Origin of the sequence: Collinsella aerofaciens, assembly GCF_040920445.1 — a bacterium.
In the GTDB taxonomy this organism is placed as follows: Bacteria; Actinomycetota; Coriobacteriia; order Coriobacteriales; family Coriobacteriaceae; genus Collinsella; species Collinsella aerofaciens_BH.
Map to the genome: position 1 here is coordinate 1 of NZ_JBCOTQ010000031.1, position 26,943 is coordinate 26,943.

Consider the following 26,943-nt stretch of genomic DNA (forward strand, 5'->3'; position numbering starts at 1 on the left):
TATCGTTGGGGCCAGGCCCGATTTTGCCTCTTGACAATGTCCTGCTCATATTAAAAGGAACGTCCCCAAGTGCCAAGGGTGTCCCCAACGACTAGTTGAATGGGGTCGGGATTGGAGCTGGGGAGGGAGCGGATTTCTAGCTCTATGCCGAGTTCTTGCAGCTCTTTGAAGGCGGCGACGTCTGTGTCGTCTACGGCAACTGCGGGCGTCGCGGGACGCTTGCCCTCCCCTGCTTGCATGTGACCGATACTGATCTTGGTAATGGGCACACCGCCCTTGACCAGCGCGAGCGCATCCGCGGGCGACGCCACCATGATGAGAATCCATTGGCGCGGCGTTGCGGTGTGAATGATGTCGATGGTCTTTTGCACTGAGAAAAACCGTGTCCAGACGCCATCGGGCGTCGCCACCCTCATAGGGGCCCATTGGCGCGAATCCGCCGCAATCTCGCCGTTGACGATCAGGACAAGATTGGAACCAATCGCCTCATTCCACAGCTCAACGTCTTGCCCGTAAATAAACCGGTCATCGATACGCGTGAGAAGGATCTTGGGTAGAGCCATGGCTGCCCCATTCTGTTTGAGACCCATACGAGCGGGACGTCGGCCACCAACTCAACAGCAGGTCAAGCACCAAATGGGTACCGCAGACATCACGCTTCCAATATTAGTGCATTTAAAGTGAGAAAAGCCGCCAGAACCCTTGCGCGGATGTGCGATGTCCCGTATCATAGACAGCCGTTGACGCCTCAGTTGCGTCATCATATGGCCGCCAGCGTAGCTCAGTTGGTAGAGCACCGCTCTCGTAAAGCGGGGGTCACCGGTTCGAGCCCGGTCGCTGGCTCCATTGCACAAGATAGCCGCCTTCGGGCGGCTTTTTTTGTTGCCGATTTCGAGCGCACATCCGCCAATCCAGGCACAACGCCGCCGGCAACTCCCCTACTCAACAAAAAAGCCCCGCCAACCGCAATCCCCAAGGGAACCGCGATTAACGGGGCTCAAGCGCGCTCCTCAATGGAATCACGCCAGCATACGAACAGCTCAGCCGAGCAGCGCGCTACTCCTCCCAGTAAGCATCTGCAAGCAGCTTAAAGCAGATCTTCTTGACCGGCTGCGCGCCATCGCCCGGGAACTCGAGCGTGGGCATATGAGGCTCGCCGGCAACGAACAGTGCAAACTTATCGTCAGCAAGATCGCCGGCGATCGAGGCGTCGGAATCGACCAGATCGTAGTCGTCCTTCTCGTCAAACTCCTGGACCAGCGTCAAGCTGCCCGTAGCGACCTTAAAGGCCTCGCGACCCTCGACATCGATCTGCAGGTCGTGATAGCGCTGATGCGTCTCATAGTGAGCCTCGGCTTCGGGACGCGTCGTGGGAGCCATGACGTTCGCAAAGACCTTGTCGCCCAGAATCGGATGGCTGCCGACATCGAGCTTCGCCGGATCGTTCTCCTCGAGCCAGTCGATCAGCACGTCGAGGCCCTTGAGCATTCCACGGTACTCCTCGATATCGCCCAATGCACCGTAAATCATCTAAATCCCCTCTCGGATCGTTTCTTTGGCGGCTACTCGGCAAACGCATTACCGACGCTGTTGCCACCCACATGCGTCTCGACCAGGGTAAGGTCGGGATTGAACACGACAGTGTCGGCGTCGCGCCCCGGCATAATGCTACTGCACTTGTCGTCGACATGAACTGGCAACCGATGCCGGGGCTGCAGCACAAGCTCCTACAGCTCGGTCACGACAACGCCGTTGTAAACCTCGTCCCAACGATCCATAACCAAGTGGCCAGTCATGGGATCCATGGCATTGAGCTTGCCGCAGGTGTTGGCGGTACGCAGCACCGTCTCGTCGTCGGCTCCGGCAGCAATCGCATGTGCGAAGCCGGCAATGGTCGAATCGCCAGAGCCCGTGGCGTTAACGGCGGGGATATCGGGCGTCTTCGCGCGGAACGCACGGCCATTGTGGAAGCCCACGGAGCCAGCAGCGCCCATGGATACGACGACCCAGGGGATATCGGAGAAGCGGGCGTCAGAGGCGAGCGCGGCACGGAGCTCTTCCACATCGTCGGTGGTAAAGCTCGTGCCCAAAAGGCCGTTAATCTCGGTCAGGTTAGGCTTAACCAGCTCGGGCTTGACCTCGGACTCGAGCGCTGCCTCGAGCGAAGCACCCGAGGTATCGAGCAGCACCTTGGCGCCGGCGTTCTCGGCAATGCCCGTGATCTTGGCATAGTAGTCTGCCTCGACGCCGCGGGGCAGCGAACCCGAGATGGTAACGACGTCGGCCTTACCCGCAAGCTCGGTAAACTTGGCGGTAAAGGCATCGAGCTCCTCGGGGGCAATCGTCGGGCCGCTCTCGAGCAGCTCGGTCTGGTTACCGGCATGAAGGATATTGAGGCAGATGCGGGTCTCGCCCTTGATGGGCACAAAATCATTCTTAATGCCATTGGCATCCATGAGCTCGGCCATATAGGCGCCCATATGACCACCAAGCAGGCCGGTTGCCACAACGTCGTCGCCCAGCTGACCAAGGACGCGGGCTACGTTAAGGCCCTTGCCGCCGGCGGTCTTTTCGGGCGTCACACGGTTTACGTCGTCAATGACGAGCTCATCGAGCTGATAGCGCGTATCGACGGACGGGTTCATCGTAACGGTGAGGATCATTTCTAGCTCCTTATCTCGCAGGCTCCTTATGCCTTGCAAAACGAATTGGCTACATGCGACTACAGAATCTCGATCGTGAACGAGCGCACGATGGTTTCTTTGGGCTTGGCGATAAGACAGCCGCGCTTGTGCTCAAGCACGTCGTCCTCATCGGAGCAGGTCGAAAGGCCGCCCCAGGGTTCAACTGCCACAAAATCGCCCTCGGGCTTGCTCCACACAATGAGATACGGAAAGCCCTCGAAGCTCAGGCGGACGCCCTTGTCCTCGCCCTTCTTGGAAAGCGTGACCTGACGGCTCTCGAGCACGTCAAAGATGGTCTCCGCAAAATCGAAGAGCTCATGCGACAGAGGCAGCGTCTTTCCCACCATGGGGTTCTTGGAGCGCCTGTCCACATCAATCAAGCCAGTCGAAGGGACAGCGGTGCAAAGCTCCGCAGCCTCGTCCTTCTCAAAGCGCAGCTCGTAGTCCGTATAGGCCTCGCCCTCATCGAGCGGACACCTAAAGCCGGGGTGTCCACCGATAAAGAACGGCATGTCCTCGATGCCCTCGTTGGTAACCTCATAGGAAACGCGCACGGCGGCGTCCTCGAGCGTATAGCGGGCGACAAGTTTAAACGGATACGGATAATCGCTCAGCAATGCAGCGTTATCCTCGGATGCCAGGCACATAGCCAGCTCGTTTGCGCTTTGACTCAACAGCTTCCACTCCTGCTTGCGCGCAAAGCCGTGGCGGGCGAGCTTCACATGATGCCCGGCAAACGTCATAGCGTTACCATCGCGCAGGCCTCCGCAAATCGGAAAGCAGACCGGCGCCTGGCCGGACCATACCGCGGGATCACCCTGCCACAGATACTCGCGTCCGTCAGCCTCAATCGAGGTAAACGAGCCGCCAGCCGTGGAAACCTTGATAGAAATCGAATCGTTGGAAAGAGCGTATTCCATTATCCATCCTTTCGGACAACTGCTTTTTTCATGCAAGCGCCCGTCTCAATCCTAGTCAGAGGACAAACCCGCGCGCTCGTCGATGTGTCCGGTATCCCGACCATACAACGGGGTACCATACAAACATTGACGTCATTACAGCTGAAAGGCCTTCTTATGCGAACCATCATCCTTTATGCCTCACGCCACCACGGCAATACGAAAAAGCTCGTGGACGCCATCGTCGAGGCGCACCCCGAAATCGATACTCTCGACGTGAAGTCACTCGGGAAAAACGAGTACCCCGACCTGCACGAATATCATCTGATCGGCGTCGCCACGGGCATCTATTACTCCGAGATCGACAAAGATATGGCACGCGTGCTCACTAACGTGCTGCAGCCGCAGGACAAGGTGTTTGGCCTTATGACCTATGGCGGCAAAAACAAGTGGTACGGCAAGGATATCGATGGCATCTGCCGCATGAGGCAGGCCATCTTTATGGGTGTCTACGGTTGCCCCGGCTTTGATACGTGGGGGCCGTTCAAACTCACCGGCGGTGTCCAAAAGGGGCACCCGACCGCTGAAGAAATTAAGGGCGCCGTCGACTTCTTCGACAAGATCGAAGACGAGTACGGCGACATCATCGTCGAAGAGTATGCCAAGCGCGAGAAGCGCCTAGCCTACGAGAAGGAGCATCCTGCAGGAGGCCTGGTGGCCGGCGTCAAGCGCACGGCAAAGAAGATCGCTAACAAGCTGTAACTGTAAAGGTGCTTTTGAGCGTTTAACCCATACGGCGGGTCCGAGCAGATTCGGGCCCGCCGTCTTTTTCTATCGTTACTCGGTAAAGGCGTTGCCGACGCTCTGGCCGCCAACATACGTCTCGACGAGGGTGAGCTCATGGTCGAACACGACAAAGTCGGCGTCGCGACCCGGCATGATGCTGCCGCACTTATCCTCGATGTGTGCAGAGCGAGCCGGCACCTCGGTTGCCATGCGGATGGCGATATCGGCGCTGGCGATGCCCCAGTCGACGATGTTCTTGACGCCCTGGGCAAGCGTGAGCACCGAGCCGGCAATGCTCTTGCCGTCGGCGAGCCAGCACAGGTTGTCCTTCATGATGACGTCCATGCCGCCGCTGGTGTAGCTGCCCTCGGGCATGCCGCCGCAGCCAAGGCAGTCGGTGATGAGCACCGTGTGCTGCCAGCCCTTTGCCTGCAGCAGCGCCTTGATGGCGGCAGGGTTCACGTGCTTGCCGTCACAGATGATCTCGGCATAGGTCTCGGGCGTGGACATGGCGGCACCCACGACACCGGGCTCACGGTGATGCAGCCCGCGCTGGCCGTTATAGGTATGCGTAAAGCAGCTGGCACCGGCGTTGATGGCGGCGATGCACTCATCGTAGGTGGCGTCTGAGTGACCGATGCTGGTCACCACACCCTTGGCGTTCAAAGCAGCCGCATAAGCAGCGGCACCGTCGCGCTCGGCAGCCATGGCGCTCTTAACGATGCGACCACCCGCAGCCTCCTGCCACTGGTCGAAGACCTCCTCGGAGGGATCGATAAGATAAGCGGGGTTCTGCGCGCCCACGTGCTTCATGGTAAAGAAGGGGCCCTCCAGGTAGATACCCTGAATGCGAGCACCGCAGAAGTCAGGACCGCGGCCCTCGTCAGCCTGGGCGATGGCGGCGCAGGCATCCTTGATCTGCTCGACGCCATCGGTGAACGTCGTGGGCAGCCAGCTGGTGGTACCACGACGAGCGAGCTCGGTCGAGCTGATATCGATACCCTCGGGGTCGTTATCGGTAGTCGAATGGTTATAGAAGCCATGGATGTGGGTGTCGACCATGCCCGGCGCGATCCACGATCCCGTGTAGTCCTTGATCTCGCAGGAGGGCTCGTCGGCCTGCCAGGCGCCAAAGACGCCATCCTCGACCATAAGATAGCCGCCCAGCTGCGGGCCTGCCGGCAAGAAGAACTTGTCAGCCTTAATTGCGTATGTGCTCATATGCACTCCTTGCTTCTTGAAGCAGTTGACCGTGATGATACTTATACCCGGTCCATGTAAAAACAAAAAGCGCCCGCCCGCCGTTATGAGCGGACGGGCGCCCTTACAGGGGGACGCGATTAAGCGGTGAAGGGGTGAATCGTCACGCCCTTAACCACGCGGTTGACCGTGCCGGTGGGGCTCGGCGTATCGGGCGTGTTGCCCACGCGCACGGAGTTGAGCAGGCTGATAGCCTGGGCAAACATCACGAACGGCAGAGCAAGGTAGCCCTCGGGAAGCGCCTCGTAGCCCTTAAAGGTGAAGGATTCACCCTCATAGACGGTGGCACCTTCCTGCTGAACGGCGACGGTGTGCTGAGCAATATCGTCGCCACCGATCTCATTGAGGATGTCGATGTCGTACTGACGGGTGTAGGCGTCGTTGTTGACGAACACGAAGACGAGCGTCTTATCGTCGACGAAGGACTTGGGTCCGTGACGATAGCCCATAGAGGTGTCGTAGGAAGTAGCGACCAGACCGTGAGCAAGCTCGAGGATCTTGAGCTGGCTCTCCTGGGCAAGGCCACCGAAGGAGCCAGAACCCAAGTAGGTCACGCGGTTGAAGTCGCCAGCCAGGTAATCGGCGACCTCGGACTCGCGAGCGATAACCTCCTCGCCCATCTTGGCGATGGTCTCGACCCACTCGGCCTTCTGCTCGTCAGAGGCAGTGTCGAAAATAAGGGTGGAGAGCAGGGTCATGCAGGAATAAGAACCGGTCATGGCGAAGCCCTTGTCGTTGGCGCGCGGAATGAGCAGCGTCAGCGCGTTAGGATCATCGGCAGACTCGACGGCGAGCTTGCCCTCGGGAGCGCAGGTGATGTTGAGGAACTTGACGTTGTGGACAAGCTCCTTGGCAACGGCGACGGCGGCAAGGCTCTCGGGGCTGTTGCCAGAACGGGCAAAGGAAACCACGAGCGTGGGATCCTCGGCGCGCAGGAAGTCGCGCGGAGCGCTCACGATGTCGGTCGTGGCGATGGGCTTAAAGTCGTAGAGATCAGTGTTGCCGGCGTGACGCAGGTACGGGGCGCAGGTATCGCCAACGTAGTCGGACGTACCGGCACCGGTGAAGACAACGGACAGACGGCCCTCGCCCATAGCGCGAGCCTCGGCCAGAAAGGCCTCGATGGCCTCCTTGTTCTCGCGGTAGATGTTGAGCGTATCACGCCAAAGCTCGGGCTGCTGAGCAATCTCGGCCGTGGTGATCTGGGCGCCGAGCTCGGTGAGCTCCTCGACACTCTTCTCGAACATTTCTAATACCTCTCTCTAGAAGTAAACCTCTGACGTGCAATTATACACTTCGGTTGGTTATCTGGTAGTAACCAGTTGACTGCAAAGAATCAACACAACGAAACAGGCGCATCACTAATCGGTGCGCTGGTGATAAACCTTGTACTTAAACTGGTCGGCACGAGCAACCGAGAGCGTATACTCCACGACCTCGTTTGACTCGTTATACGTGGTTCTGATCAAATCGAGCACAGGCGAGCCCTCGACAATTCCCAAAAGGTGGGCATCGGTGGGACGGGCTATGCTCGCATAGAACTCCTCTTCGGCAACACGTATCTTTTGCTGAAAGTCTTGCTCAATCACATCGTAAAGCGGCTTACGCTCCAGCAGCGGTCGCTTTAGGGACAGAAATTGACGAACCGGTAGATAGCTACGTTCGACCATCATGGGCATATTGTCGGCGGAACGAAGGCGCTTGAGCTTAAAGATACGGTCGCCGATGCGACACCCCATATGCTCGGCCAGATTCTTATCGGCCTCCATCTCGCAAAACTCGAGAATCGTGGTCTCTGGATCGCGACCCATCGCCCGCATTTGCTCGGTAAAGCTGTAGGACTGCGTAAGATTGGTTGCCTTTGCCGAACGGTCGGTCACAAAGGTGCCGCGACCGTGCTGCCGAACCACCAGTCCCAAGCGTTCCAGCTCTTGTAGAGCTAGGCGTACTGTGGTGCGCGAGAGACCATAGCGCTCCGAAAGTTCGCGCTCGGAAGGAATCATGTCACCGGCATGATATTCATGGTCAATCTTTTCGGTCAGAATATCGACCAGCTGATCGTAAAGGGGCTGTTTGCGCGCTCCGATCGCCATCCTATCCTCCCTTTTGCTCGAATTCGGCTAACTACCTAGGGTGTTAAGCATTATCGGTCTGCAACACCCGACTCATCAAGAAAACAAAAGCCGCGCGCTCTTTCGAGCACGCGGCTTTTAACATACACATGGCTTAAGGGGTCGGGGTGTGAGCCGCGTAGGGACACACCCCTCAAGCTAGAGCCTTACCAGATGCTCGGCCAGAGACCAAGCGGGCCAGCGCCCAGGATGCCAAGGACGAAGAGCAGCAGAATGCCCTTGGTCGGGGTCCAGCTGTGCTTAGCGAACATGTAGTAAAGCAGCAGCGTAAGCATAAGCGGGACGAGCTTCGGGACGATGGTGTTGAGGGTGTCGGCAACAGAGAAGTTGACCGGATCCTCGGTGACGGTGCCGTAGGTAACGGACTCCATGCCGTTGCCCAGATCGGTGACGCCGCACTCGACAGCGTTGCCGTCGGCATCGGAAGCGGTGAGGGCGTTGCCGTCCTCATCGGTCATGGCAATGGTACCGGCCTCAGCGGTCTCGGTATCGATACCCTCCATACCGGTGAAGTTCTCGGCCTCCTTCTCGGAGACGATCACGGTAGTAGCGGAGAGGCCACGGGTGGTGCCGTTGGGGATCTGGAGGTTGATCTGGGTGCCACCCATGGTGACGACCAGGCAACCGACGACGAAGACGCCCATGATGGAAGCGGCACGCGTGAAGGCCTGCATGTTGGCGGTCAGAGCGTCAATAGCGCTGGTGCCAAGCTTGTAGGACCAGTTCATGAGCCAGAAGCGCAGAGCGAACTGGACGACGTTGAAGATCACCAGGAAGATGATCGGTGCAGCGGCGTTGCCGTTGATGGCCATGTTAGAGGTGATGCCGGCCGTGATAGGCACAAGCGTCAGCCAGAACAGGGCGTCACCGATACCACCGAGCGGGCCCATTGCGGCGACGCGGACGGCGCGGATCGTGGGGATGTCAACCTTGTTCTGCTCGAGCGAAAGCACGATGCCCATAACAAAGGTGACAAGGAACGGGTGGGTGTTGAAGAACTCCAGGTTGTGGCTCATGGAAGCCGCGAGGTCGTTCTTGTTGGTGTGGATCTTCTCCAGACCGGGGATGATGGAGTAAAGCCAGCCAGCGGCCTGCATGCGCTCGTAGTTGAACGATGCCTGCAGGAAGCAGGAGCGCCAAGCCATCTTGTTGAGGGTCTTCTGGTCGAGCTGCGGAGCAGGAGTGAGATCCTCGTAGTGCTCCGGGATCACATACTCATTAGATGCCATCTTCGAAGTCACCTCCGTCAGAAACAGCTGCACCCTTCAGCTCGGTCTGCTGCTGGAAGTCCCAGAAAGCGATGCCGAAGCCGATGAGAGCGAGGATGAGCAGAGCAGGGGTTGCCAGCGAATCGTTGGCAACGGTGATGAGCGCGAGGCCAAAGCCCATGAGGAAGAAGCCCCACATATCGCGGTTCATCATAACCTTGAGCAGGACGGCGAAGCCGACGAAGCGCATCATGCCGCCTGCAGCGGAGAGACCGGTCTGCAGCCAAGTCGGGATGGCAGAAGCGATGGTCTGACCGATGGTAGCGCCAGCGATGAAGAACAGGGTGACGACGACAGCGAAGATCAGGCCGAGCAGAGCCATGGCGAAGTAGTTCAGGCGCTCGATGCCCTTGGTGTCCGCGTTGTGAGCCATGTTATCGGCCGTGGACATAAGCGGGGACATAAGCGTGAAGACCAGGGTAACGCCAAGCTGGCCAAGCAGAGCGAACGGAATGGCGAGGCCGACTGCCGCGTTGGGCTCGAGGCCCGTGGCGATAGCGAGAATGGCTGCCATGATGCCGCCGATGACGGCGTTAGGCGGCTGAGCGCCTCCGATCGGCATGTTGCCGATCGTCATGAGCTGATAGGTACCACCCACGAGAAGACCGGTGTTGAGGTCGCCAAGGATAAGACCGATGACGGCGCCGGTGACGATGGGCTGATAGAGAGACTCGAGGAAGTCAAACTGGTCGATTGCCGCGATGAACGTGACGACGAAGACCAGAGCGATCTGGATGATCGAGTATTCCATCTTGCTCCTCCTTTCAAAATGTATGTACGCACTTTGGATTTCACGTACAGAACGTCAGGGTTTCACTCCTGACAACGTGGATCACGAGGATTACGAGAAGAGCTTGCTCGTGTCCTCAACAGGCGTGCTCGGAACGCGCCTGATCTCCAACTCCACCCCCAATTCCTGCAGCTCTTTAAACGCAGCGACATCCTCGTCGTTAACTGCGACGGAGGTGGCGACTTGGCGCTTTCCTTCCGACATGTGCATGTTGCCGATGTTTACCTTCTTTATAGGCACACCGCCCTTGACGAGCGTAAGCACGTCTTCCGGTGTTTCGGCCACGATGAAGATCTTCTGGCGCGGGCTCGCCTTGCCAATGACGTCGATGGTCTTCTGCAGAGAGAAGAAACGCGTAGCGACGCCGGCGGGAGCGGCCATCTTCATGAGGTTCTGGCGCATGGTGTTGGACGCCACGTCGTCGTTGGCGACGAGGATGAGGTTGGAGCCCAGGGTGGAGTTCCACTGGGTGGCAACCTGACCATGAACCAGTCGGTTATCGATGCGGGTAAGAAGAATGTTGGGTTCTGCCATGTTGATCAGCTTCCTTTCGTTATTTGCTGACGACAGTTACTTGATCTCCTGAATCGCGTAACGCGAAACATCTACGACGGCTCCGGATCGGACTTTGATCTGGACCTTCTCGCCTTCGATGCCTTTGACGGTTCCGTAGATACCGCCGGCGAAAAGAACCTCTTGACCCGGCTTGAGCTCGGTGTGCAGCTCCTTGAAGTACTTCTGCTTCTTCTTCATGTTGATTTGCGACCAGATGGTGTAAATCAAGCCCATGATGACAAGCAGGCCTAAAAGGGCGACCGAGGAGCTCAGGACGTTGGCTCCGAAATCGGCCATTAGATGCCGTCCTCGTCGCCGAAGATATCCTCTTCCTCGGAGCCGGCAACGGATGCGACCGTCTGGGCGGTGACGCCCGTCTGGCCAACGGTCACGGCCTGCTCGCCAAGCTCGGCGAGCGTGGCATTGCCGCGGAGGAACAGAAGCTCAATAACCATGGGAAGGTTGGTGCCAGTCAGAACCTCGACGTTGTCGACATCCTGGGCAATCATCATCGACTGGTTGAACGGGGTGCCGCCAAGCAGGTCGGTAAAGACGAGCACGCCATCGCACTCCTCGCGCATGGCGGTAATAGCGGCGCGGAGATCCTCACCGTAGGAAGCAGCCTGGTCGCCCTCAAAAGGAACGACGGTAAAAGCGGGCTGGTCGCCGGCAACCATAGCGATAGCGCTAGCTAGGCCGGGTGCGAACTGTCCATGACCGGTAAGAATAAAGCCAACCATTCAAATTTCCCTTCCGAAGGTGTGTACAATCTGAGTCCGATGATTTTCGGAAGCCAGCGGGCGCTCGCCCTTAAAGCTTCTTAGAAAGCGTTCTTTGAAGACCAGTGGTTTCTAAACTGGTAGTAACCACGTGACGTGTTGTTGTCACTATATCACCCCAGAAGAGGTCGCTTTCGTTGATTCATACGGTAAAACGTTTTTGCACCGCTCACGGTGATATTTCGACCGTTTACCGGTCGTTAACACTTCTACCTGCGGTTTTGAAACCGTTTCGAAATGCTTTGGCAAAAGATCGGAACTTTTCCTGTCCCTAAACAACGCAGGGCGGCTAAAAATAGCGTGTAGAAAAATTGCAGGTCATTGTGAAGATATGTGAATTGGTCTTTTTGACTTAATACCAGTTAGAACCAGTTTTGAGATTATCGGTGAACGGTAGTTTTCGACCGTTCACCGGTTACTTGCAATCGTTTGCAGTTGTTTTCCCAGATGAATTAGGGAAACCCGATGAAGCACTTGTGCGATCACGGGAAGTTTTGGCATTTGTCCTCATCCCCCGCGCGCCAAACTCCGGCATCCAAAATGAGCCAATAGCTCACGCTAATCGTTTTCAATCATTACTTGCTCAGTATCCGTAATTATTTATCGTTTATCGTTAATTCTGATATGATACAAGTATCATCCAAAACGCCGATTGGAGGGGTTATGGTCCATCGAAACGCGTCTATATCGAATGAAACCATCAGCCGCGAACAGACGGTAGCCAAACTGAGGAAGCTCGCTCGCATCTGCAAATGGGCCACGATCTGCATTACCACCGCGCTCGCTCTGGGGCTCCTCGCAGTCATTGCGATTGACCTTCTACTCATATTGCCTGGCCTCTCCCAAGGCCCGTGTCTCCAATCCGTAGAACTTCAAGCCGGCGAAGGGCCGTGCCTTGCTATCGTCGGTACCGATGTGCAGGCCCCACTTATGCTCGTCGCACACGATGGTCACACTGCCATAGGGAGCCTCTTGATGACATGCCTCGCGCTTACCATCGCAATAAGCGTGCGCAGGCTTTTCTTCAACATTGAAAAGGAAGGCAGGCCCTTTGACCTTGAATGTAACCAGACACTTCGTCGAGTAGGACATTTATTCCTTATCGGCGGCGTTGCCGTGAGGCTTCTTGGTGCCGTAATCACGGGAATGATACTCTCAGGATTTGGTGGCAGCTTTACGGATGCGTTCGTCGGCCAGTTATTCGAGCCCTCCATGCTCTTTGCAGGCCTGATTATTTGCCTGATTGCCAGCATCTTCCGCTACGGGTATATCCTGCAAAAACAAGATGACGAGTTGCTCTAGGGGGAATCCATGATTATTCTGCGGCTTGACCGCATGCTCGCCGAACGCAAGATCTCATCCAAAGAGCTTGCGGAACGTGTGGGCATCTCCCAGGTCAATATGTCACGCATTAAGACGGGCAAGGTTTCTGCCATACGTTTTTCAACTCTTGACGCGATATGCCGGGCACTCGACTGCCAACCAGGTGATGTGCTGGAATATATATCCGACGATGAAGCCGATAGCCTTTTTGGACTTAAAGATGAATAGCCATAATTAAGCCGCCAATCATACCCTCAACGCAGAAAGCCCGCCAGTACGACTTCCGTGCTGGCGGGCTTTCTGCTGTCAATCGGCTAGATGCTCGATGAGCCGTGTGACTCTTTACGCAAACAGGCCGTAGATGCTGATGTTGGCCTTGGCGTAGAGGCCGTTCGCATACTCGGTCCACTTGGAGCTGGCGCTCGAAGCCTGCGAGGAATACTGCTGGTAGGCGGTGTAATAGGCGGTCATGGCCTGCTTATAGGTAGCGCTATCGGCCGTAAAGGCATCGTCAGCGAAGGCCTTAGCGTAGGTGCTATCGGCGTCCTTCCAGGTGCCCTTTGAGCTGTCCCACTCGTCGCCGGCAAGGTTGATGATGTAATCGGCGTAGTCCTTGCTCGCGGTCTCCTCGTTGCCGTCAGCAGGCTCGGTCGGGGCGGTCGGCATACTTGCGGAGCTGTCGCCGACCTTCTTCTTGTAGAGCTTCTGCAGCGTCGCGGACTGGCGGACAATCTGCTTGGCCTGGTCCTTGGACACGCCATACTGCGTGGCCATGGTCTTGTAGTCCGAAGTGCCGATGGAATCCTCGGCGTACTTCTTCATCTCCTTAGAAGAGACGGTGATGCCCTCGTCCTCGGCAGCATCGAGCAGAATCTTGTTGCGCACGTAGGACAGGATAACGTCGGCAGAGGGAGCGGTGTAGTTGCCATCGCCATCCTTGACGGTATCGAGGCTGTACTGGCTCTCGATGGCCTCGCGCGCGGTGATGTCGCTCTTCTTGCCGTTGTAGCTATAGCTTGCCACGGTCGAATCGAGCTGGTCCTCGGTGAGGGTCGCCGAGCCGACACCCTTGCCGCCAAAACCGCCGTTGCCGATAAAGAAGCCGACCACGGCAGCGATCACGACTGCAACCACGAAGGCGGCAATCATCGTCTTCTTGTGCTTGGATGCATGGTCGTCCACGTCGGAGTCGTCGTCCTCGTCCTGCTCCTCGGGCATGAGATTCTCGTCAGCGGCATCCGCGGCAATCTGAGCCTCCAGGCGGGCGTCCTCCTCCTCGGCGGTCGTGCCGGCAGCAATGTGCTCGGCAGACGTACCGGCGACCAGATCGATCTTCTCGTCCTCGTCACCGTCGGGGCCTTCGCCGCGCTCGATGATCTGGATGCCGTCGATCTCGTCCTTCTCGTCCTTCTTTTGAATCAGACCCATATCAGTTACTCCTTGTTAGGAAACATAGTCCGCAATAGAATACGCCCGACAGAGCGCCGGGCGTATTGATTCTCAGGTTATACGCAAACACTTAAGTACTATTTAGGCGTTTGCAGCGTGCATACCTTAGGCCAGGTGCGCGATAACGGCATCGGCAAAGGCCTGCGTGCCCACAGCACCCTCAACGGAGCCGGTCTGGGCACGACGAACGTCGCCGGTAACCTGCTCACCCTCGTCGAGCGTGGCAGAAACGGCGGCGCGAATGCGATTGGCCGCGTCGTTCTCGCCCAGGTGATCGAGCATCATAGCCGCAGACAGAATCTCGGCCGTGGGGTTAGCGATATCCTGGCCAGCGATATCGGGCGCGGAGCCGTGCGTCGCCTCGAAGATGGCGCAGTCGGCACCGATGTTGGAGCCGGGGGCCATACCCAGGCCACCCACCAGGCCGGCGCACAGGTCGCTGACGATGTCGCCGTACAGGTTGGGCAGCACCAGGACATCGAAGTCGTTGGGGTTCTGGACCAGGCCCATGCAGGTGGCGTCGACAATCTTGTCGTTGAACTCGATATCGGGATAGTTGGCGGCCACCTCGCGCGCAACGCGCAGGAACAGGCCATCGGTCGCCTTCATGATGTTGGCCTTATGCACGGCCGTCACCTTTTTGCGGCCGCAGCGGCGGGCATACTCAAAGGCATACTCCACAATGCGGCGGCTCTTGGCGATGGAGATCGGCTTAATTGAAATGGCGGAATCTGCGGCGAAGGTCTTCTGACCCGAGCGCTCGACAAGCTGCGAGAGCTCCTCGACCTCGGCAGCGCCCTCATCGAACTCGATGCCGGCGTAGAGGTCCTCGGTGTTCTCGCGCACGATGACCAGGTCGACGTCGCGGAAGCGCGAGCCGTCACCCGGCTGCGACAGGCAGGGGCGCACGCAGGCGTACAGGTCGAAATGCTTGCGCAGGGCGACGTTAACGCTGCGGAAGCCCGTGCCGACCGGCGTGGTGATGGGGCCCTTGATGGCAACCTTGGTCTCGGCGACCGCATCGAGCACATGCTGGGGCAGCGGCGTGCCAAACTCGTCCATGACGCCGGCGCCGGCCTCCTGGACGTTCCAGTTGATCTGGACACCGGTGGCCTCGACCACGCGGCGCATGGCCTGCGTAATCTCGGGACCGATACCGTCACCGGGAATCAGGACTACATCGTGCGCCATAATCTGTTACTCCTCGTCTTCGGCGTCGTCAGATTTTTTAACGCTAGCACGCTTCTTCTTTTTGGAGAGATCCAGGCCAAAACGTTTAACAAGCATTTCGCAAATCTCGCTCGAACGGGCCTTGAGATAGCTGCCCTTGCCGTTCTCGGCATCGAACTTAAGGCGCAGCGCAAGCTTCTCGGCGACCTCGGCGTCAATCTCGCCCTGGCCAAACTCGTACAGGCAACCGAGCATGTCGCGATACTCGAGGTCGCCGTGGTAGCACTGGATGGCCTCGTCCAGGATGGGCCAAGCCTCGCGCGAACGCTCGACGCTCGTGGCGCCCCACACGCACAGCAGGCGGAAGGCGGCATAGCGCAGCGTGGAGGAAATCTCGTCGAACAGCGCGGTCTCGGCACCCTCAAAGGCATCGCCCAGCTGCTCGGGGCAGGTGGCGGCGAGCGCCGCCAGGGCATCGAGGGCCTCCCAGCGGGTCTGAGCCTCGGGGCGGTCGAGCGCCTCGATTAGCGCGGGCACGCAGGGCACGACGCGCTGCGGATCGCGCTCGGCGAGCAGGTGCAGCACGCGGGCGGCAAACTGGCGGATACGGCGCGTGGGGCAGCCGAGCTCCTTGACCAGACGGTCGACGGCGTTCTCGTTCTCCTCTGCCAGCTGAAGCTGTGCCAGCTCCTCGTCGGTGAGCTGTTCTTCCTTGTTTTCTGCCATAGTTACCTCTTCTTACTATTTCTTAGCGTGCTTGCCAGCACCCTTGCTGTCATCGGTGACCGAGATGAGCTGTCGGTCGGCCGCGCCATTGTGACGCGCGCGGCGGCGCTCCTCGGCGTCGCCCGCATCGGCGGCGGCGCGGTGTGCCTTGTTGACGTTAAAGACCTCGTCGTGCTTGCGCCACGGGCCGACGGACTCGCCAAAGCTCATCTTAAGGCCGGCGATAAAGCCGCCGAGCCAGCCGATCGGCGCAAACTGCACCAGCGGGAACAGCGAAAACACCCAGGTTAGCAGGACGACTGCCGCCGCACCTGCAAAATTGGCGATCCAGTAGTCGCGCTTGGTGATCACGCGCTTTTCGCACGCCCACTGGCCGCACAAAAAGCCGATGTAGATCGCAAAGATAAAGAGCACCAGCGCAAGCACCACGAACGTCCAGCTCATGGGCGCTACTCCCCGTGATGATGGCCGCAGCAGCACTCGTGGTCCTCGCCATGGTGGTGGCCGCAACCGCACTCGTGGTCGTCGCCGTGCTCGCCGCAACCGCAGCCTTCCTCGTGAGCACCGTGCTCCTCGGGACGATACTGCGACCAGTCCAGACCGGCGGCAATGGCGTCGGCCTCCTCCTTATAGAGTACCGTGATGGCCTGGGTACCCAGCTTGGCGCCACCGATGGCGTCGAGCATGTCATAGAGCGTAAAGGCCACGTCGGCGCCGGGCAGCGCGAGCTCGCGGTCGTCGGCGTAGGCGAGCGCCAGACGCAGGTCCTTGATGAAGTGCTCGACCATAAAGCCGGGCTTGTAGTCGCCGTCGAGCGCCTTGGGCGCCAGGCTCTCCATAGCGCCGGACTTGCCGGTGCCGCCCAGGATCATCTGACGGGTCTTTTCCAGATCGAGGCCGCTCAGCTCGGCAAATGCCATGGCGTCTGCCATGCCGACCATGCAGGCGCCCAGCGACACCTGGTTGGCGAGCTTGGCAGCCTGGCCCTTGCCGGCGCCGTCGAAGCAGCAGATGTTTGCCGCAAAGGTGGCAAGGATGTCGCGGACCGGGGCGATGTCGTTCTCGGTAGCGCCCACGATAGCCGTGAGCGTGCCGGCGATCGCGCCCGACTCGCCGCCGGTGACGGGGCAGTCAAACGCCATGCGACCAGAAACCTGGGCGGCCTCGGCAATGTCACGGGCGAGCTCGGGCGAGCTCGTGGTGAGGTCGATCAAGACCGCGCCCGGCTTGGTGCACGCGAGCAGGCCGTCGCCCGCCAGGTAGAGCTCCTCAACCTCAGAGGGATAGCCCACCATGGTAAAGACGACGTCGGCGTTCGCCGCGGCATCGGCCGGCGTATCGGCCCAGGCGGCACCGCGCTCGATAAGCGCGGCGGCCTTGGACTTGGTGCGGTTGTTGACCGTGACGGGATAGCCGGCATCCAGGATGTGGCCGGCGATAGGGGCACCCATGATTCCGGTGCCGATAAATGCGACGGAGAGCTTGTTTGCCATGAAACCTTTCCTTTTGGGTTGGATGTTGTTACCAGGTTAAATACTCGGTGCCAGCGTTTGGGCTGTGAGTCGAGGGCGATTACGGACGCAGCGCTTGCCTACTGACCGCGCACGCGGCGGGCGATACGGTCGGAAAGCGACGCCTTGTCGGCGCGGTTCTTACCCCAAAACGCGCAGCCCACCATGCCGGGGCCCACGTGCGAGCCGATGGTGGGACCCACGGAGCCGCGAATGATCGTGACGTCGGCGCAACCCTCCTCCTTGCGGATGGCGGCTTCGAGCCAGTCACCATCCTTTTCGGCATCGGCCGTCATGATGGCGATGGGCATGGTGCGATCGGGCACGTAGTTCTCGCGGAACGACTTGAGGATGGACTTGAGCGCCTTCTTGCGGCCGCGGTTGACGCCGATCAGCGACAGCGAGCCGGCCAGGTCGTAGGAGAGCTCGGGCTTGACATCGAGCTTTGCCGTGAGCTGCGCCGCCGCGGGCGGAATGCGGCCGCCGGCAGCCAGTGCGTCGAAGCTCTCGAGCGTAAAGTAGCCGTGGACGTAGGTCTTTGCCTCGTTTGCCCAATCGACCAGCTGCTTGGCGGTCAGTCCCGCCGAACGCTGGCGCACGGCCTCGAGCGCCAAGAGCGCGCCGGTCGCACAGGGCAGAGCGTTGTCGACCACGTAAAGCTCAAAATCGGGATACTCGGCGCGCACGGCATCTGCCGCCTGGCACGCGGAGTTGTAGCTCGACGACAGCGCCGAGGTAAAGCACAGGTAGACCGTGGGCGTGCCCTCTTTGGCGCACTCGGTAAAGAACTCGATATAGCGACCGAGCGACACAGCCGAGGTGGACACGCGGGCACCGGCGCGCATCCGGTCGTAGAACTCCTTGGGTGTGATGCTCGACCAGATGTCGTCCGTACGCTCCTCGCCATCGATGATAAAGGGGAAACCCAGGATATCGACATCGAGGTTCGCGGCGACCTCGGGGCTAAAGTCGCAGCAGGTATCGACGACGATGCGGCAACGGTCCGAATGACCGGCGGATGCGGCCTTGTCCATCAAAGCGACTCCTTACGTAAAAAGGCGGCCACCCGCATGGGATGGCCGCCGGCCGTTAACTCATGCAAGTTAACGTATTTTACTCGTCAAGTGTTTCGATGCGGGGCTTGATGATGCCATATCCACCATTCTTACGGTGATACACCACATTGATGAGGCCAGTCGTCGCGTTCTCGAACACGTAGAAGTCGTGGCCGAGCAGATCGGTCTGCACCAGTGCCTGCTCCTCAGTCATCGGGGTGACATCGATGACCTTCTCGCGGACGAGCAGGTCGTCCTCCTCCTCGGGCAGCAGCAGGTCGGCCAGATCCTCGACGCGCTCGACCGGTGCGACATCCGCCGCGCTGGCACCGCCCTGGCGGTTGTCCACGACCTTGGTCTTGAACTTGCGCAGCTGGCGGGTGACCTTATCGGCGGAGAGGTCGATGGCGGCGTACATATCTGCACCGTGCTCGGCAACGCGAATCACCGAACCGCGGGCACGAACCGTAACCTCGACGATTGCCGGGTTGGGGTTCGAGGGGTTCTTCTCATAACGAAGTACAACGTCGACCGTCATGGGCTCGATATCGAAAACCTTGAGCGCCTCGCCGATCTTCTCATCCACATGCGCACGCAGAGCATCGGTTACCGTCGTCTTGCGTCCAGAAACCTTGATATCCATACGTGGCTCCAATCTGCCTCGGGGACTTACTGTACTGGCTATGTACCCATTGCTGTGCATTTAATCACGCGGATTCCCAAAGACCCGAATAACGATTGCTTGATACCGCATACCGAAGTCTCGCACTTTTCTGTGGCAAAGTGCGCTATAGGAGGGCGTCGGCAGAGTTGGTTTTTCTTCTTGAAATTGGCTTTGACCTGCTGGTTTTATAGGGATGAAAAAGCCGGGCTCCTCTATTGGGGAAGCCCGGCAGTGCGTGTTGAAACCGTGAAGAGGTGTCCTTTCCAACGTATAGGAGACACCACCCCTAGCAATAACTAGCTATTGAGTTTGTTAATGTCGTCGTCGGTGATGGCGCCTTCCTGGCTGGACGATTTGTCCTCGGAGGATGCGGTCTCATTGTTGGAATCGGAGGACTCGCTGCCGGAGGACGTGGTCTCACTGGACTCAGAGTCGACCGGCTGCACGTTAGCGCCCGAAACCGTCTTAGTGGTGAGGTCGTAGGGCATCGTGCCATACCAGACAGAGTGGACCGCCTCGAGCGTGCCGTCGGCCGTAATACCGTCGAGGGCATCGCTCACGGCACGGCACAGTTCGTCATTGGACGAGAGGCCCGCAACACCAAGCGTCGAGGGCGCCTCGAGCGCACCGACATAGGAGACCTCGCTCATCAGGCGTGCAAGGTAGCCGCCGGCCGTGGAGTCGCAGATCACATAGTCGACCTCGCCGGACTCGAGCGCCTCAAAGCACTCGTTGATGTTGGAGTAGGTCTTTTGGTTGGCGGTGATGCTCTGCTTAGCAAGCGCCTCCTGCGAGGCCGAGGACGTCTGAACGCCCAGGGTGGACGTGTTAAGGGTATCGGTGGAAACGCTTAGCGACCCACCATCGCTAGTTTTACCGAACACGGAAGTGGCATCGTACAGGCAGGTGCCGAGCGAGCTAATGTCCCCGTCCGTGGAGTTAATCTCGCCGATAAAGATATCGGCCTTTTTGTCGCCGAGCGCGGAACCTGCCGAGGACGCATCGACGAAGGCGACCTTAAGGCCCATGCGGCTTGCGAGGGCGCGGGCGGCGTCAACCGCATACCCCGTGAGCTCGCCGTCGGCGCCCTGCATGGCCTGCGGCGCATCGGAAGTATCGAGGGCGACCGTCAGGGTTCCGGGAGTGACCAGGGCATCGTCCGACACCGCCGGCGTGACGGTCTCGTACTCGATCTGGTCGATCGTGGGAGTCGTGAACGTAGACAGCGGGTTGAACGCGCATCCGCTCAGGCCCAAAACGGCGATGACCGCTGCGGTCCCAGCACCTAACCGAGCCGCGTGCATCAAGCTGCCCCTCACCATGTCCACTACCCTGCCTTCTGTGTCGTATACAATCCGTGCGTTGCGCGGAATATCAGGTTGTTCCCACCAGCTGACCTGGTATTTGACCCCACACTTGCGCACCGGGGTGTTTGCTCGGGAGGCCGCAGCCACCTTCACGACTGACCCGCTCGCCCGCGAGGCGGTATTGCCCCAAAGAAAGTAGAACGGACGGTGCGGCTTACATCTAGGACGCGCCATGATCGCGCCGCGCGCACGCGGTCGCTTACGTGGATCCCTTTGACCGCGTCTGTCTTGGACTAGGACGGGCATTTCGTCCGTCCGCAACCACAGCCTGGTAGGAACGAAGCGCATTATAACTAAGTTCAAGCTAAAGTTTAAGGTTAGGGGCGTCATTCGCATCTCGAGTACAGATTTCGCAGGTCAGGACGGGCCGCACGCGCTATCTTCACTGCCACAAAACCACCCCTACCAAACGCGTGCGATAGCGAGGCCATCAACGGCCGCGGCACCGGCGCGCTTGAGTTCCGCCGAAGCCGCTGCCATCGTCGCACCCGTGGTGATAACGTCGTCGATAAGCAGCAGGCGCTTGCCCCGCACATCCTCAACCGTCTCGTACATGCCTTGGGCACGCTCGCGGCGCTCCTCACGACCGAGTTCGCGCTGGTCGCCATGCCCGTACTTGACGAGAGCATCGAGCAGGGGAACACCCGACAGCTCGCAAAATGGGCGCGCAATAGCCTCCATATGATCAAAACCACGCCGCCGAAACGCTGCCGCCGTCGCAGGCACAAACACCACCGCATCCGCGCCGGACAGCACACCTCCATAGCGATCGGGCGCTACGACCTGGGCATGCAGGGCGGTGTCGTAGACCAGCTCCGCCAGATACGGAGCCAGACGTCGCTCGCCCGCGTCCTTGTACGCTTTAATGATGCGCGGCAGTGGATGCGCATAGACAGCGCACGCCAGGCAGCGGTCGAGTGCCTCCGCCATTGCCGAGGACGTGCCCTCGACCGAACACTCAGTGCACAGCAAATCCCCAAACGGGGCGCCGCATCGGGTGCAGCTATGACGTGGGTCGATGAGCGTGAGCGCGGTCAGGCAGTCTTGGCAAATAAGCGCACCGGCGCGCTCGCAGCCGGCACATCGTGTTGGCGACAATGCCTCGAGCGCCTCGCGTGCCACCCACTCGGCAAACGGTAGCAATTCGTCCGCAAACGGTAGGGCGCCGGCGCCCTGCAGACGGCTCAATATGTTCAGATGGCTCTTCAAGACACAACCCTCCCTACGTTCGGTCGCAGGGAGGGTTGTTGATTCGGCGCTATGATACCCCGATGCGCTCGGGGCAAGGCGGGCTAAATCCGCTCGCGGGCGTTATTCGCCGGCGGGCGGTTGTGGTGCGGACGAAGACGGGGTCGGGCCCTCGCCACCATCCTGGCGCGGCTTGCGGGAACGGCGACGGCGACGGCGCTTTTGACCCTGGTCGGCCGAGCCCTCGCCACCGCGATCCTCGCGCGGCTCGCGCTCGTCGCGAGCCGCGCCACGCGAAGCCTTGGCAGCCGCTCCCCCGCCATCTCCGGGACGACGGCGCGTGACCTTGACCTCGCCATCCGAGACCTGATCGGCCACAGAGGGCACTGAAGGCTTCTGCTGCGTGCCCGAGGAATGGCGACGGCGCGGACGCGGCGCGCGCTCCTCCTCGCCACGTGACTTGCCGCCCTTGTCGGCAGGCGCATCGGAAGCCGAGGGGCCCTTGGAAGCGGCACCAGCCTCGCGAGCAGCTGCGGCGCGAAAGGCGTCCTCGCGCTCCTCGCTCGACAGATGACGGCGGCGACGACGTGTGGGGTTCATGCCACCGCCGCGATTCTGCTGCTGGGGCTGCTGAACCTCGCGCTCGCGAGAGGCGTTCTTGCCCGCGGCTGCAGCCTCGGTAGCATCGCCCGAGCCCGCACGCTTGCGGCGGCGACGGCCACCGGCGGCCTCCTCGGCCTCGGGCGCCTCGGCCTTGCCGCGGCCCTTTCCGCGGCCACGGCCCTCGCCCTGACCCTGAGCAGCGCGGGCATCGGAATCGGCATCGCGACGACGGCGCTTGGGCATCGACGTGCCGGCAAGACGGTCGGCGCTCGACAGGCCATCGCCCACGTCGACGCCGTTCTCGCGGTCGAGCTCCATGAGCGCCAGACGCATCTCGGGCGACTCGATGCGCTCGAGCACGTCGCGCGTCACGCAGTCGGGGCGGCAGTTGCAGCCCTGCTCGGCGGCCTTCTTTTTGCAGCCCTCCGAGCACGTCATATCGGCCAGGTTGACCTTAAAGACTTTGCCGTTCTCCAGGCGCAGCACCAGCTGCTCACGCGGCGTGTCATACTCCTGGATACGCGCCTTGCCAAGCGGCGTATCGATGAGCGTCTTCTTTTTGGGCGCACGGCTCTTAAAGTCCTTGTAGGCCTCGAACTCGTAGCGCAGGCAGCACATCAGGCGGCCGCAAACGCCGCTGATCTTGGACGAGTTGAGCGGCAGGTCCTGCTCTTTTGCCATGCGAATCGAGACGGGCTCAAACTGTCCGCCAAAGCGCGTGCAGCAGAGCTCCTGTCCGCACTGGGCGTAGCCACCCACCAGGCGGGTCTCGTCACGCACGCCGATCTGGCGCATATCGACGCGAATGTGCAGCGTCGAGGACAGGTCCTTGACGAGCTGACGAAAATCGACGCGCTCCTCGGCCGCAAAGTAGAACACGGCCTTCTCGCCGCCAAACAGGTACTCGACGCCCACCGGCTTCATCTCGAGGTCGAGCTCCTTGACCAGGCGGCGGAAGTCGACCATGGCCTCGTCGCCCTGGATGGCCAGGTCGTCGGCAAGCTGGAGGTCGATGTCGCTCGCCACGCGCAGCACGGGCTTGAGCGGCTGACCGATCTCATCTTGCGGCACCTCGAAGGGATCGGCCGTGACCAGGCCGATCTCGGTTCCGCGCTCGGTGGAGCAAATGGCATAATCGGCCTCGAGGATATCCAGATCCTGCGGATCGAACCACAGGTCGCGCGAGGCGTAGGTAAACTTAACGGGTACGACTAACGGCATTTCAGTGCCTTCCTGATATCGAACAGCATGACCTCGATGGCCAGCTGGGGAGTAACGTTTCTGGCGATGTTGCGTTCGGCGGTTGCGACTGCCTCGAGCGCCCGCGTGGCGCCCGCAACATTCGTCGCGGCGGCAAGCCGACCGATCGTGTCGCGCACGTCTTCGTTCACCACGTCGGCCGCCTCGTCCTGAAGCGTCAGCAGCACGTCGCGCATGAGCGTCCGCGCGCTCGCCAGCGCTTCCATGATACCCGAACGCTCGCGCGCGTTGAGTTCGCGCTTGTTGCGGTCCTCAAGCTGCTTCAATGCTCCACGCGACAGGTAGTCGGCGTTTTGCTCGAGCACCTTTTCCTGCGTGGACTTGACCTCGGCGAGCGGCGCCTTAACGGCGACGATGAGCGACTTAGCGCGGCTGAGCACGTCGGCCTCATCGGCGGCGATGAGCGAATCGATGGCGCGAACCATCTGACGGCGGGCGTCCTGGCGCTCGGCGTTCTTGAGAAACTCGATGCCACGCGTGGGGCTTCCCGCTACTGCGACGGCCATGCGGCAACGCGCAGGGTCCTGACCGGTGGCGCGGCTCACGGCCTGCGCGGCGACGGCGGGCGACACCAGCCGAAACGGCACGCACTGGCAGCGGCTCACGATGGTGGGCAGCATCACGTCGGCGGAGGTGCCCAGCAAGATAAACATAACGCCCTCGGGCGGCTCCTCGAGTGTCTTGAGCAGCGCGTTGGCGGTGTTGGCGCGCAGCTGCTCGGCACGGTCGATGATGTAGACCTTGGCCTTGGCGCGGATGGGTGCCAGCGGCACGTCGTCGAGCAGCTCGCGGGTCTGGGCAATGAGGTAGCCCGTGGCGCTCTCGGGCGTGTAATAGTGCACGTCGGGGTGCGTATGGCGAGCAACGCGCACACAACTGTCGCATGAGCCGCAGCCATCCTGCTCGCACAGGAAGGCTTGGGCGAGCGCCCACGCGGCGTCGAGCTTGCCCGCGCCGGGCGCGCCCAAAAACAGGTAGGCGTGCGATGCGCGACCGCTGGCGACGGCATTGGTCAAAAAGTCGCGCACGCGCTCTTGGGTGTCGAGCTTGGCCAGCAGACTTGCCTGAGCGGGGGCCATGCTACTCGGCCTCCTGGGCAAGCGCAGCGGTGACGGCGTCCTGGGAAATGTCGAGGCCGTAGGCGCGAACCCGCTCGACCGTCTGCGCGAAGACTTCCTCGATGGACGCGGTCGCGTCGATGAGCTTTACGCGATTTGGCTCTTCGGCGGCAATGCTGCAAAATCCCTGGTAGACGCGCTCCTGGAAGGCCATGCCCTTGGCCTCCATGCGGTCGGCCGCGCCGCGGGCAGCCATGCGCAGCGCCGCCTGCTCGGGCGTGATGTGATAGACGAGCGTGAGCGCCGGGTGCGTACCCGCGACGGCCAGGTTGTTGGCGTCGCGCACTATCTGGCGGTCGAGGCCGTCGGCAAACGCCTGGTAGCAGGTCGTGGAATCGTAGAAGCGGTCGCACAGGACAACCTTGCCGGCAGCAAGGGCGGGCGCGATGACCTCGTGCACCAACTGAGCGCGTGCCGCCTCGTAGAGCAACAACTCGCAGGTGTCGCCCATCGCCGTATTGGCGGGGTCGAGCAGCAGAGCACGGATCTTTTCGCTGATGGCGGTACCGCCCGGCTCACGCAGGGTCACAACCTGGTAGCCGGCAAGGTCGAGCGCACGGGCAAGCAGGCGCGCCTGCGTAGATTTACCGGCGCCATCGACACCCTCGAGCGTAATGAAGCTATGTTGAGCGGGCTCAAAAGCCATGGGCGCAGCCCCTTCCTACAAGGCGCGTAAATGCGAGTTATAGCAACCAAGCCATGATACCCCAGTGCTCGGTGCGTCCCCAATGGCTAAAGGCGCCTTTCCAAAGTTGCGGTGAAATAGGGACTGATTGAAGCTCTGAGACCGCCAAACAGTCCCTATTTCACCGCAACTTATGAAGGGGAATTTGGGGTGCTGGGTATAATCGTCATATTGCATTGAAATGTGGCGAAAGGAGTGGCAATGTCTCGGTATTGCGCCTCGTGCGGCAAGCTTCTTGCAGATAATGCCAAGTTCTGCACCTCGTGCGGTGCACCCGTTGAGCAAACAACCGCGAGCGATAGCCAGCCCGCTTTTGAGCAGACCGGCTCCCTTGATACGCCGCAAGCCAAGGCGGACGACCCCCTCGCCTATCGCCCCGACCCCGCCGCAGGCCCCGCGGCCGTCGAGACCACGCAGCGCATACCCGTCGCGAGCGGCTCGTCCCAACAGCAGCCGGCTCCCGCATACGCGCCCGCTTCGCCACAGACCCCCGCTCCCAAAAAGAGCGGCACCGGGCCGCTTATCGCCGTTATCGTTGTGCTGGTGGCGATTATCATCGCCCTGGTTGTTTTCTTTGTGATCAAGCCTTTCGACAACGCCGCCACGCAGACGACTGCCGAGGTAGCTAAGCTGCACCATGACGTCGACGACGATGACCTAAAGCCTCTCGGCGATCCCAACAGCCTGTACGACGATGATGACGATGACGACGAGGATGGCGGCGAAGCAACGCTCTCCGAGCAGAACCTCTACCGCCGACTGAGCGAATACTACGACTTGCTCGAAGACCTCGATAACTACGTCCGTGGCTGCGCGCAGAACTTCAACGGCAGCTATCTGGAAGAAGATCGCACCACCCGTCAAAATCTCGCCGACGTCGCCGAGCGCACAGAGGACACCATCGAGCAGTATTACGACATCGTCGAGGACCTGGACGTCCCGACGAGCTCTAAGAACTACAGCTCCTGGAAGGACATCGTTGCCCTGTATGACGACCTGGATCACCGCATTGACGCAATCTGTGATGCCTGGGAGATCAGCCTGAAATACGCCAAGCCCGAGGACCACAAGAATGAGATCGTGGCGCCGCTGTCACGCGACAACGTGGCGGGCACCAATGACAATAAGTACCGCCTAGACTTTGAGGAGCGCTATCCCGGCGCCAAGCCTGTCGAGGTAAACTAGCGCTTTGTCGTTCCCGAGCCGGCAGTTAGGGACCGTCCCAAACTACCGGCAGAGACGATATGAGCAGGACATAAAAACATTGAGAGCCCCTGCTGCATGAAAGACCGCGGATTAGGCCGACAATGGTGAGTGTCTAATCCAACCGTGGCGGCCACGCCGCATTCATGGAAGGGGCTCCCATGCTCGATGCTACCACCTTCATCGGCCTCGACGTCCACGCCCGCTCGATAAAGGCCGTCTCCCTCGACGTCATGACCGGGGAGGTACGTGCCGCGACCTTCGGCTACGACGCCGGCGCCGTCGCGGAGTGGGTCCGTTCCGTGGACCCCGGGGCCAGGTGCGTGTACGAGTCCGGGGTCACGGGCTTCGACCTGCAGAAGAGGCTTTCCGGCCTGGGGGTCGACTGCGCGGTCGGCGCCGTCTCGAAGATGATCAAGCCCAGCGCGGACAGGCGCAGGAAGAACGACCGCAACGACGCCGAGTTCC

29 protein-coding genes, 1 tRNA gene and 1 pseudogene are annotated in these 26,943 nt (G+C 60.2%); 6 read left to right on the forward strand and 25 right to left on the reverse strand.

The genetic code is table 11. The features are described from left to right. Window positions 1-50: 50 nt before the first annotated feature. A complete protein-coding gene (locus tag AB5405_RS06090; protein WP_368137896.1) occupies window positions 51-563 on the reverse strand; it encodes a PTS sugar transporter subunit IIB in 513 nt (170 codons plus the stop codon). Window positions 564-770: 207 nt separating this feature from the next. On the opposite strand from AB5405_RS06090, the gene AB5405_RS06095 reads away from it, so the two are divergent. Then, window positions 771-846 (forward strand) — tRNA-Thr (locus tag AB5405_RS06095). A 210-nt stretch (window positions 847-1,056) separates the two neighbouring features. Here AB5405_RS06095 and AB5405_RS06100 read toward each other — a convergent pair. The 4 genes from AB5405_RS06100 to AB5405_RS06115 are packed head-to-tail and all read right to left on the reverse strand — an operon-like array spanning window position 1,057 to window position 3,604. Beyond that, window positions 1,057-1,530 carry a NanQ anomerase/TabA/YiaL family protein gene (locus tag AB5405_RS06100; protein WP_368137897.1) on the reverse strand — a complete coding sequence of 158 codons (474 nt, stop codon included), beginning with the start codon at window positions 1,528-1,530 and terminating at the stop codon, window positions 1,057-1,059. A gap of 32 nt (window positions 1,531-1,562) precedes the next feature. Then, entirely contained in the window at window positions 1,563-1,721 is a 159-nt protein-coding gene (locus AB5405_RS06105; protein WP_368137898.1) for a hypothetical protein, read from the reverse strand. Between the two features lie 6 nt (window positions 1,722-1,727). Then, complete coding sequence (locus AB5405_RS06110) at window positions 1,728-2,663, reverse strand: hexose kinase (protein WP_368137899.1); 936 nt, start codon at window positions 2,661-2,663, stop codon at window positions 1,728-1,730. Window positions 2,664-2,722: 59 nt separating this feature from the next. After that, the gene (locus AB5405_RS06115) at window positions 2,723-3,604 is read right to left on the reverse strand and encodes an aldose 1-epimerase family protein (RefSeq protein ID WP_368137900.1); all 882 of its coding nucleotides are present in this window, start codon (window positions 3,602-3,604) and stop codon (window positions 2,723-2,725) included. A 156-nt stretch (window positions 3,605-3,760) separates the two neighbouring features. On the opposite strand from AB5405_RS06115, the gene AB5405_RS06120 reads away from it, so the two are divergent. Beyond that, the gene (locus tag AB5405_RS06120) at window positions 3,761-4,345 is read left to right on the forward strand and encodes a flavodoxin domain-containing protein (RefSeq protein WP_118372965.1); all 585 of its coding nucleotides are present in this window, start codon (window positions 3,761-3,763) and stop codon (window positions 4,343-4,345) included. 75 nt (window positions 4,346-4,420) lie between these two features. Here the strand turns inward: AB5405_RS06120 and nagA are convergent, their stop codons facing one another. The 8 genes from nagA to AB5405_RS06160 form a co-directional block, all read right to left on the reverse strand. After that, a complete protein-coding gene (gene nagA, locus AB5405_RS06125) occupies window positions 4,421-5,590 on the reverse strand; it encodes an N-acetylglucosamine-6-phosphate deacetylase (protein ID WP_022094606.1) in 1,170 nt (389 codons plus the stop codon). Between the two features lie 119 nt (window positions 5,591-5,709). Further along, on the reverse strand, window positions 5,710-6,876 hold the full coding sequence (locus AB5405_RS06130) for an AgaS family sugar isomerase (protein ID WP_349104683.1): 1,167 nt from the start codon (window positions 6,874-6,876) through the stop codon (window positions 5,710-5,712). Between the two features lie 114 nt (window positions 6,877-6,990). Then, complete coding sequence (locus AB5405_RS06135; RefSeq protein WP_349104681.1) at window positions 6,991-7,722, reverse strand: GntR family transcriptional regulator; 732 nt, start codon at window positions 7,720-7,722, stop codon at window positions 6,991-6,993. 185 nt (window positions 7,723-7,907) lie between these two features. After that, on the reverse strand, window positions 7,908-8,990 hold the full coding sequence (locus AB5405_RS06140; RefSeq protein WP_022094609.1) for a PTS system mannose/fructose/sorbose family transporter subunit IID: 1,083 nt from the start codon (window positions 8,988-8,990) through the stop codon (window positions 7,908-7,910). Then, window positions 8,980-9,780, reverse strand: coding sequence for a PTS mannose/fructose/sorbose/N-acetylgalactosamine transporter subunit IIC (locus AB5405_RS06145; protein WP_022094610.1), 801 nt, complete (start codon window positions 9,778-9,780; stop codon window positions 8,980-8,982). Before AB5405_RS06145 ends, AB5405_RS06140 begins: the two co-directional genes overlap by 11 nt. 90 nt (window positions 9,781-9,870) lie before the next feature. Next, window positions 9,871-10,353, reverse strand: coding sequence for a PTS N-acetylgalactosamine transporter subunit IIB (agaV, locus tag AB5405_RS06150; RefSeq protein WP_022094611.1), 483 nt, complete (start codon window positions 10,351-10,353; stop codon window positions 9,871-9,873). A 36-nt stretch (window positions 10,354-10,389) separates the two neighbouring features. After that, window positions 10,390-10,671 (reverse strand): preprotein translocase subunit YajC, encoded by a 282-nt coding sequence (gene yajC, locus AB5405_RS06155; RefSeq protein ID WP_022094612.1) that lies wholly within the window; start codon window positions 10,669-10,671, stop codon window positions 10,390-10,392. Then, window positions 10,671-11,114 carry a PTS sugar transporter subunit IIA gene (locus tag AB5405_RS06160; protein ID WP_035137680.1) on the reverse strand — a complete coding sequence of 148 codons (444 nt, stop codon included), beginning with the start codon at window positions 11,112-11,114 and terminating at the stop codon, window positions 10,671-10,673. The genes yajC and AB5405_RS06160 overlap by 1 nt, the downstream gene beginning before the upstream one ends. A 702-nt stretch (window positions 11,115-11,816) precedes the next feature. Here AB5405_RS06160 and AB5405_RS06165 point away from each other — a divergent pair. Next, complete coding sequence (locus tag AB5405_RS06165; RefSeq protein WP_349129638.1) at window positions 11,817-12,455, forward strand: hypothetical protein; 639 nt, start codon at window positions 11,817-11,819, stop codon at window positions 12,453-12,455. A 9-nt stretch (window positions 12,456-12,464) separates the two neighbouring features. Further along, complete coding sequence (locus AB5405_RS06170) at window positions 12,465-12,704, forward strand: helix-turn-helix domain-containing protein (RefSeq protein ID WP_118388347.1); 240 nt, start codon at window positions 12,465-12,467, stop codon at window positions 12,702-12,704. A 114-nt stretch (window positions 12,705-12,818) separates the two neighbouring features. Here the strand turns inward: AB5405_RS06170 and AB5405_RS06175 are convergent, their stop codons facing one another. The 12 genes from AB5405_RS06175 to tmk form a co-directional block, all read right to left on the reverse strand. Continuing rightward, a complete protein-coding gene (locus AB5405_RS06175; protein ID WP_368137901.1) occupies window positions 12,819-13,904 on the reverse strand; it encodes a hypothetical protein in 1,086 nt (361 codons plus the stop codon). A gap of 126 nt (window positions 13,905-14,030) precedes the next feature. After that, window positions 14,031-15,116, reverse strand: coding sequence for an isocitrate/isopropylmalate dehydrogenase family protein (locus AB5405_RS06180; RefSeq protein WP_022094615.1), 1,086 nt, complete (start codon window positions 15,114-15,116; stop codon window positions 14,031-14,033). A gap of 6 nt (window positions 15,117-15,122) precedes the next feature. Next, window positions 15,123-15,821 carry a hypothetical protein gene (locus AB5405_RS06185; RefSeq protein WP_161144537.1) on the reverse strand — a complete coding sequence of 233 codons (699 nt, stop codon included), beginning with the start codon at window positions 15,819-15,821 and terminating at the stop codon, window positions 15,123-15,125. 15 nt (window positions 15,822-15,836) lie between these two features. Further along, complete coding sequence (locus AB5405_RS06190; protein WP_138340214.1) at window positions 15,837-16,265, reverse strand: hypothetical protein; 429 nt, start codon at window positions 16,263-16,265, stop codon at window positions 15,837-15,839. A 5-nt stretch (window positions 16,266-16,270) separates the two neighbouring features. Then, complete coding sequence (locus AB5405_RS06195; protein WP_368137902.1) at window positions 16,271-17,314, reverse strand: NAD(P)-dependent oxidoreductase; 1,044 nt, start codon at window positions 17,312-17,314, stop codon at window positions 16,271-16,273. Between the two features lie 98 nt (window positions 17,315-17,412). Next, window positions 17,413-18,366, reverse strand: coding sequence for a DegV family protein (locus AB5405_RS06200; protein ID WP_346979269.1), 954 nt, complete (start codon window positions 18,364-18,366; stop codon window positions 17,413-17,415). A 79-nt stretch (window positions 18,367-18,445) separates the two neighbouring features. Continuing rightward, on the reverse strand, window positions 18,446-19,030 hold the full coding sequence (hpf, locus tag AB5405_RS06205) for a ribosome hibernation-promoting factor, HPF/YfiA family (RefSeq protein ID WP_035137685.1): 585 nt from the start codon (window positions 19,028-19,030) through the stop codon (window positions 18,446-18,448). 317 nt (window positions 19,031-19,347) lie between these two features. Further along, on the reverse strand, window positions 19,348-20,373 hold the full coding sequence (locus AB5405_RS06210) for a substrate-binding periplasmic protein (RefSeq protein WP_368137908.1): 1,026 nt from the start codon (window positions 20,371-20,373) through the stop codon (window positions 19,348-19,350). A gap of 447 nt (window positions 20,374-20,820) precedes the next feature. Then, window positions 20,821-21,627 (reverse strand): ComF family protein, encoded by an 807-nt coding sequence (locus tag AB5405_RS06215; RefSeq protein ID WP_368137903.1) that lies wholly within the window; start codon window positions 21,625-21,627, stop codon window positions 20,821-20,823. Between the two features lie 102 nt (window positions 21,628-21,729). Next, on the reverse strand, window positions 21,730-23,430 hold the full coding sequence (locus AB5405_RS06220) for a PSP1 domain-containing protein (RefSeq protein WP_368137904.1): 1,701 nt from the start codon (window positions 23,428-23,430) through the stop codon (window positions 21,730-21,732). Then, window positions 23,421-24,548 carry a DNA polymerase III subunit gene (locus tag AB5405_RS06225; protein WP_368137905.1) on the reverse strand — a complete coding sequence of 376 codons (1,128 nt, stop codon included), beginning with the start codon at window positions 24,546-24,548 and terminating at the stop codon, window positions 23,421-23,423. The genes AB5405_RS06220 and AB5405_RS06225 overlap by 10 nt, the downstream gene beginning before the upstream one ends. Before the next feature lies 1 nt (window position 24,549). Continuing rightward, window positions 24,550-25,233: a dTMP kinase gene (tmk, locus tag AB5405_RS06230; RefSeq protein WP_368137906.1), complete on the reverse strand. Its 684-nt coding sequence runs from the start codon at window positions 25,231-25,233 to the stop codon at window positions 24,550-24,552. A 240-nt stretch (window positions 25,234-25,473) separates the two neighbouring features. Here tmk and AB5405_RS06235 point away from each other — a divergent pair, with 240 nt between their 5' ends. Both AB5405_RS06235 and AB5405_RS06240 read left to right on the forward strand, forming a co-directional pair. Beyond that, window positions 25,474-26,457: a zinc-ribbon domain-containing protein gene (locus AB5405_RS06235; protein ID WP_368137907.1), complete on the forward strand. Its 984-nt coding sequence runs from the start codon at window positions 25,474-25,476 to the stop codon at window positions 26,455-26,457. 179 nt (window positions 26,458-26,636) lie between these two features. Beyond that, window positions 26,637-26,943: pseudogene (locus AB5405_RS06240) on the forward strand (IS110 family transposase); the annotation flags it as partial.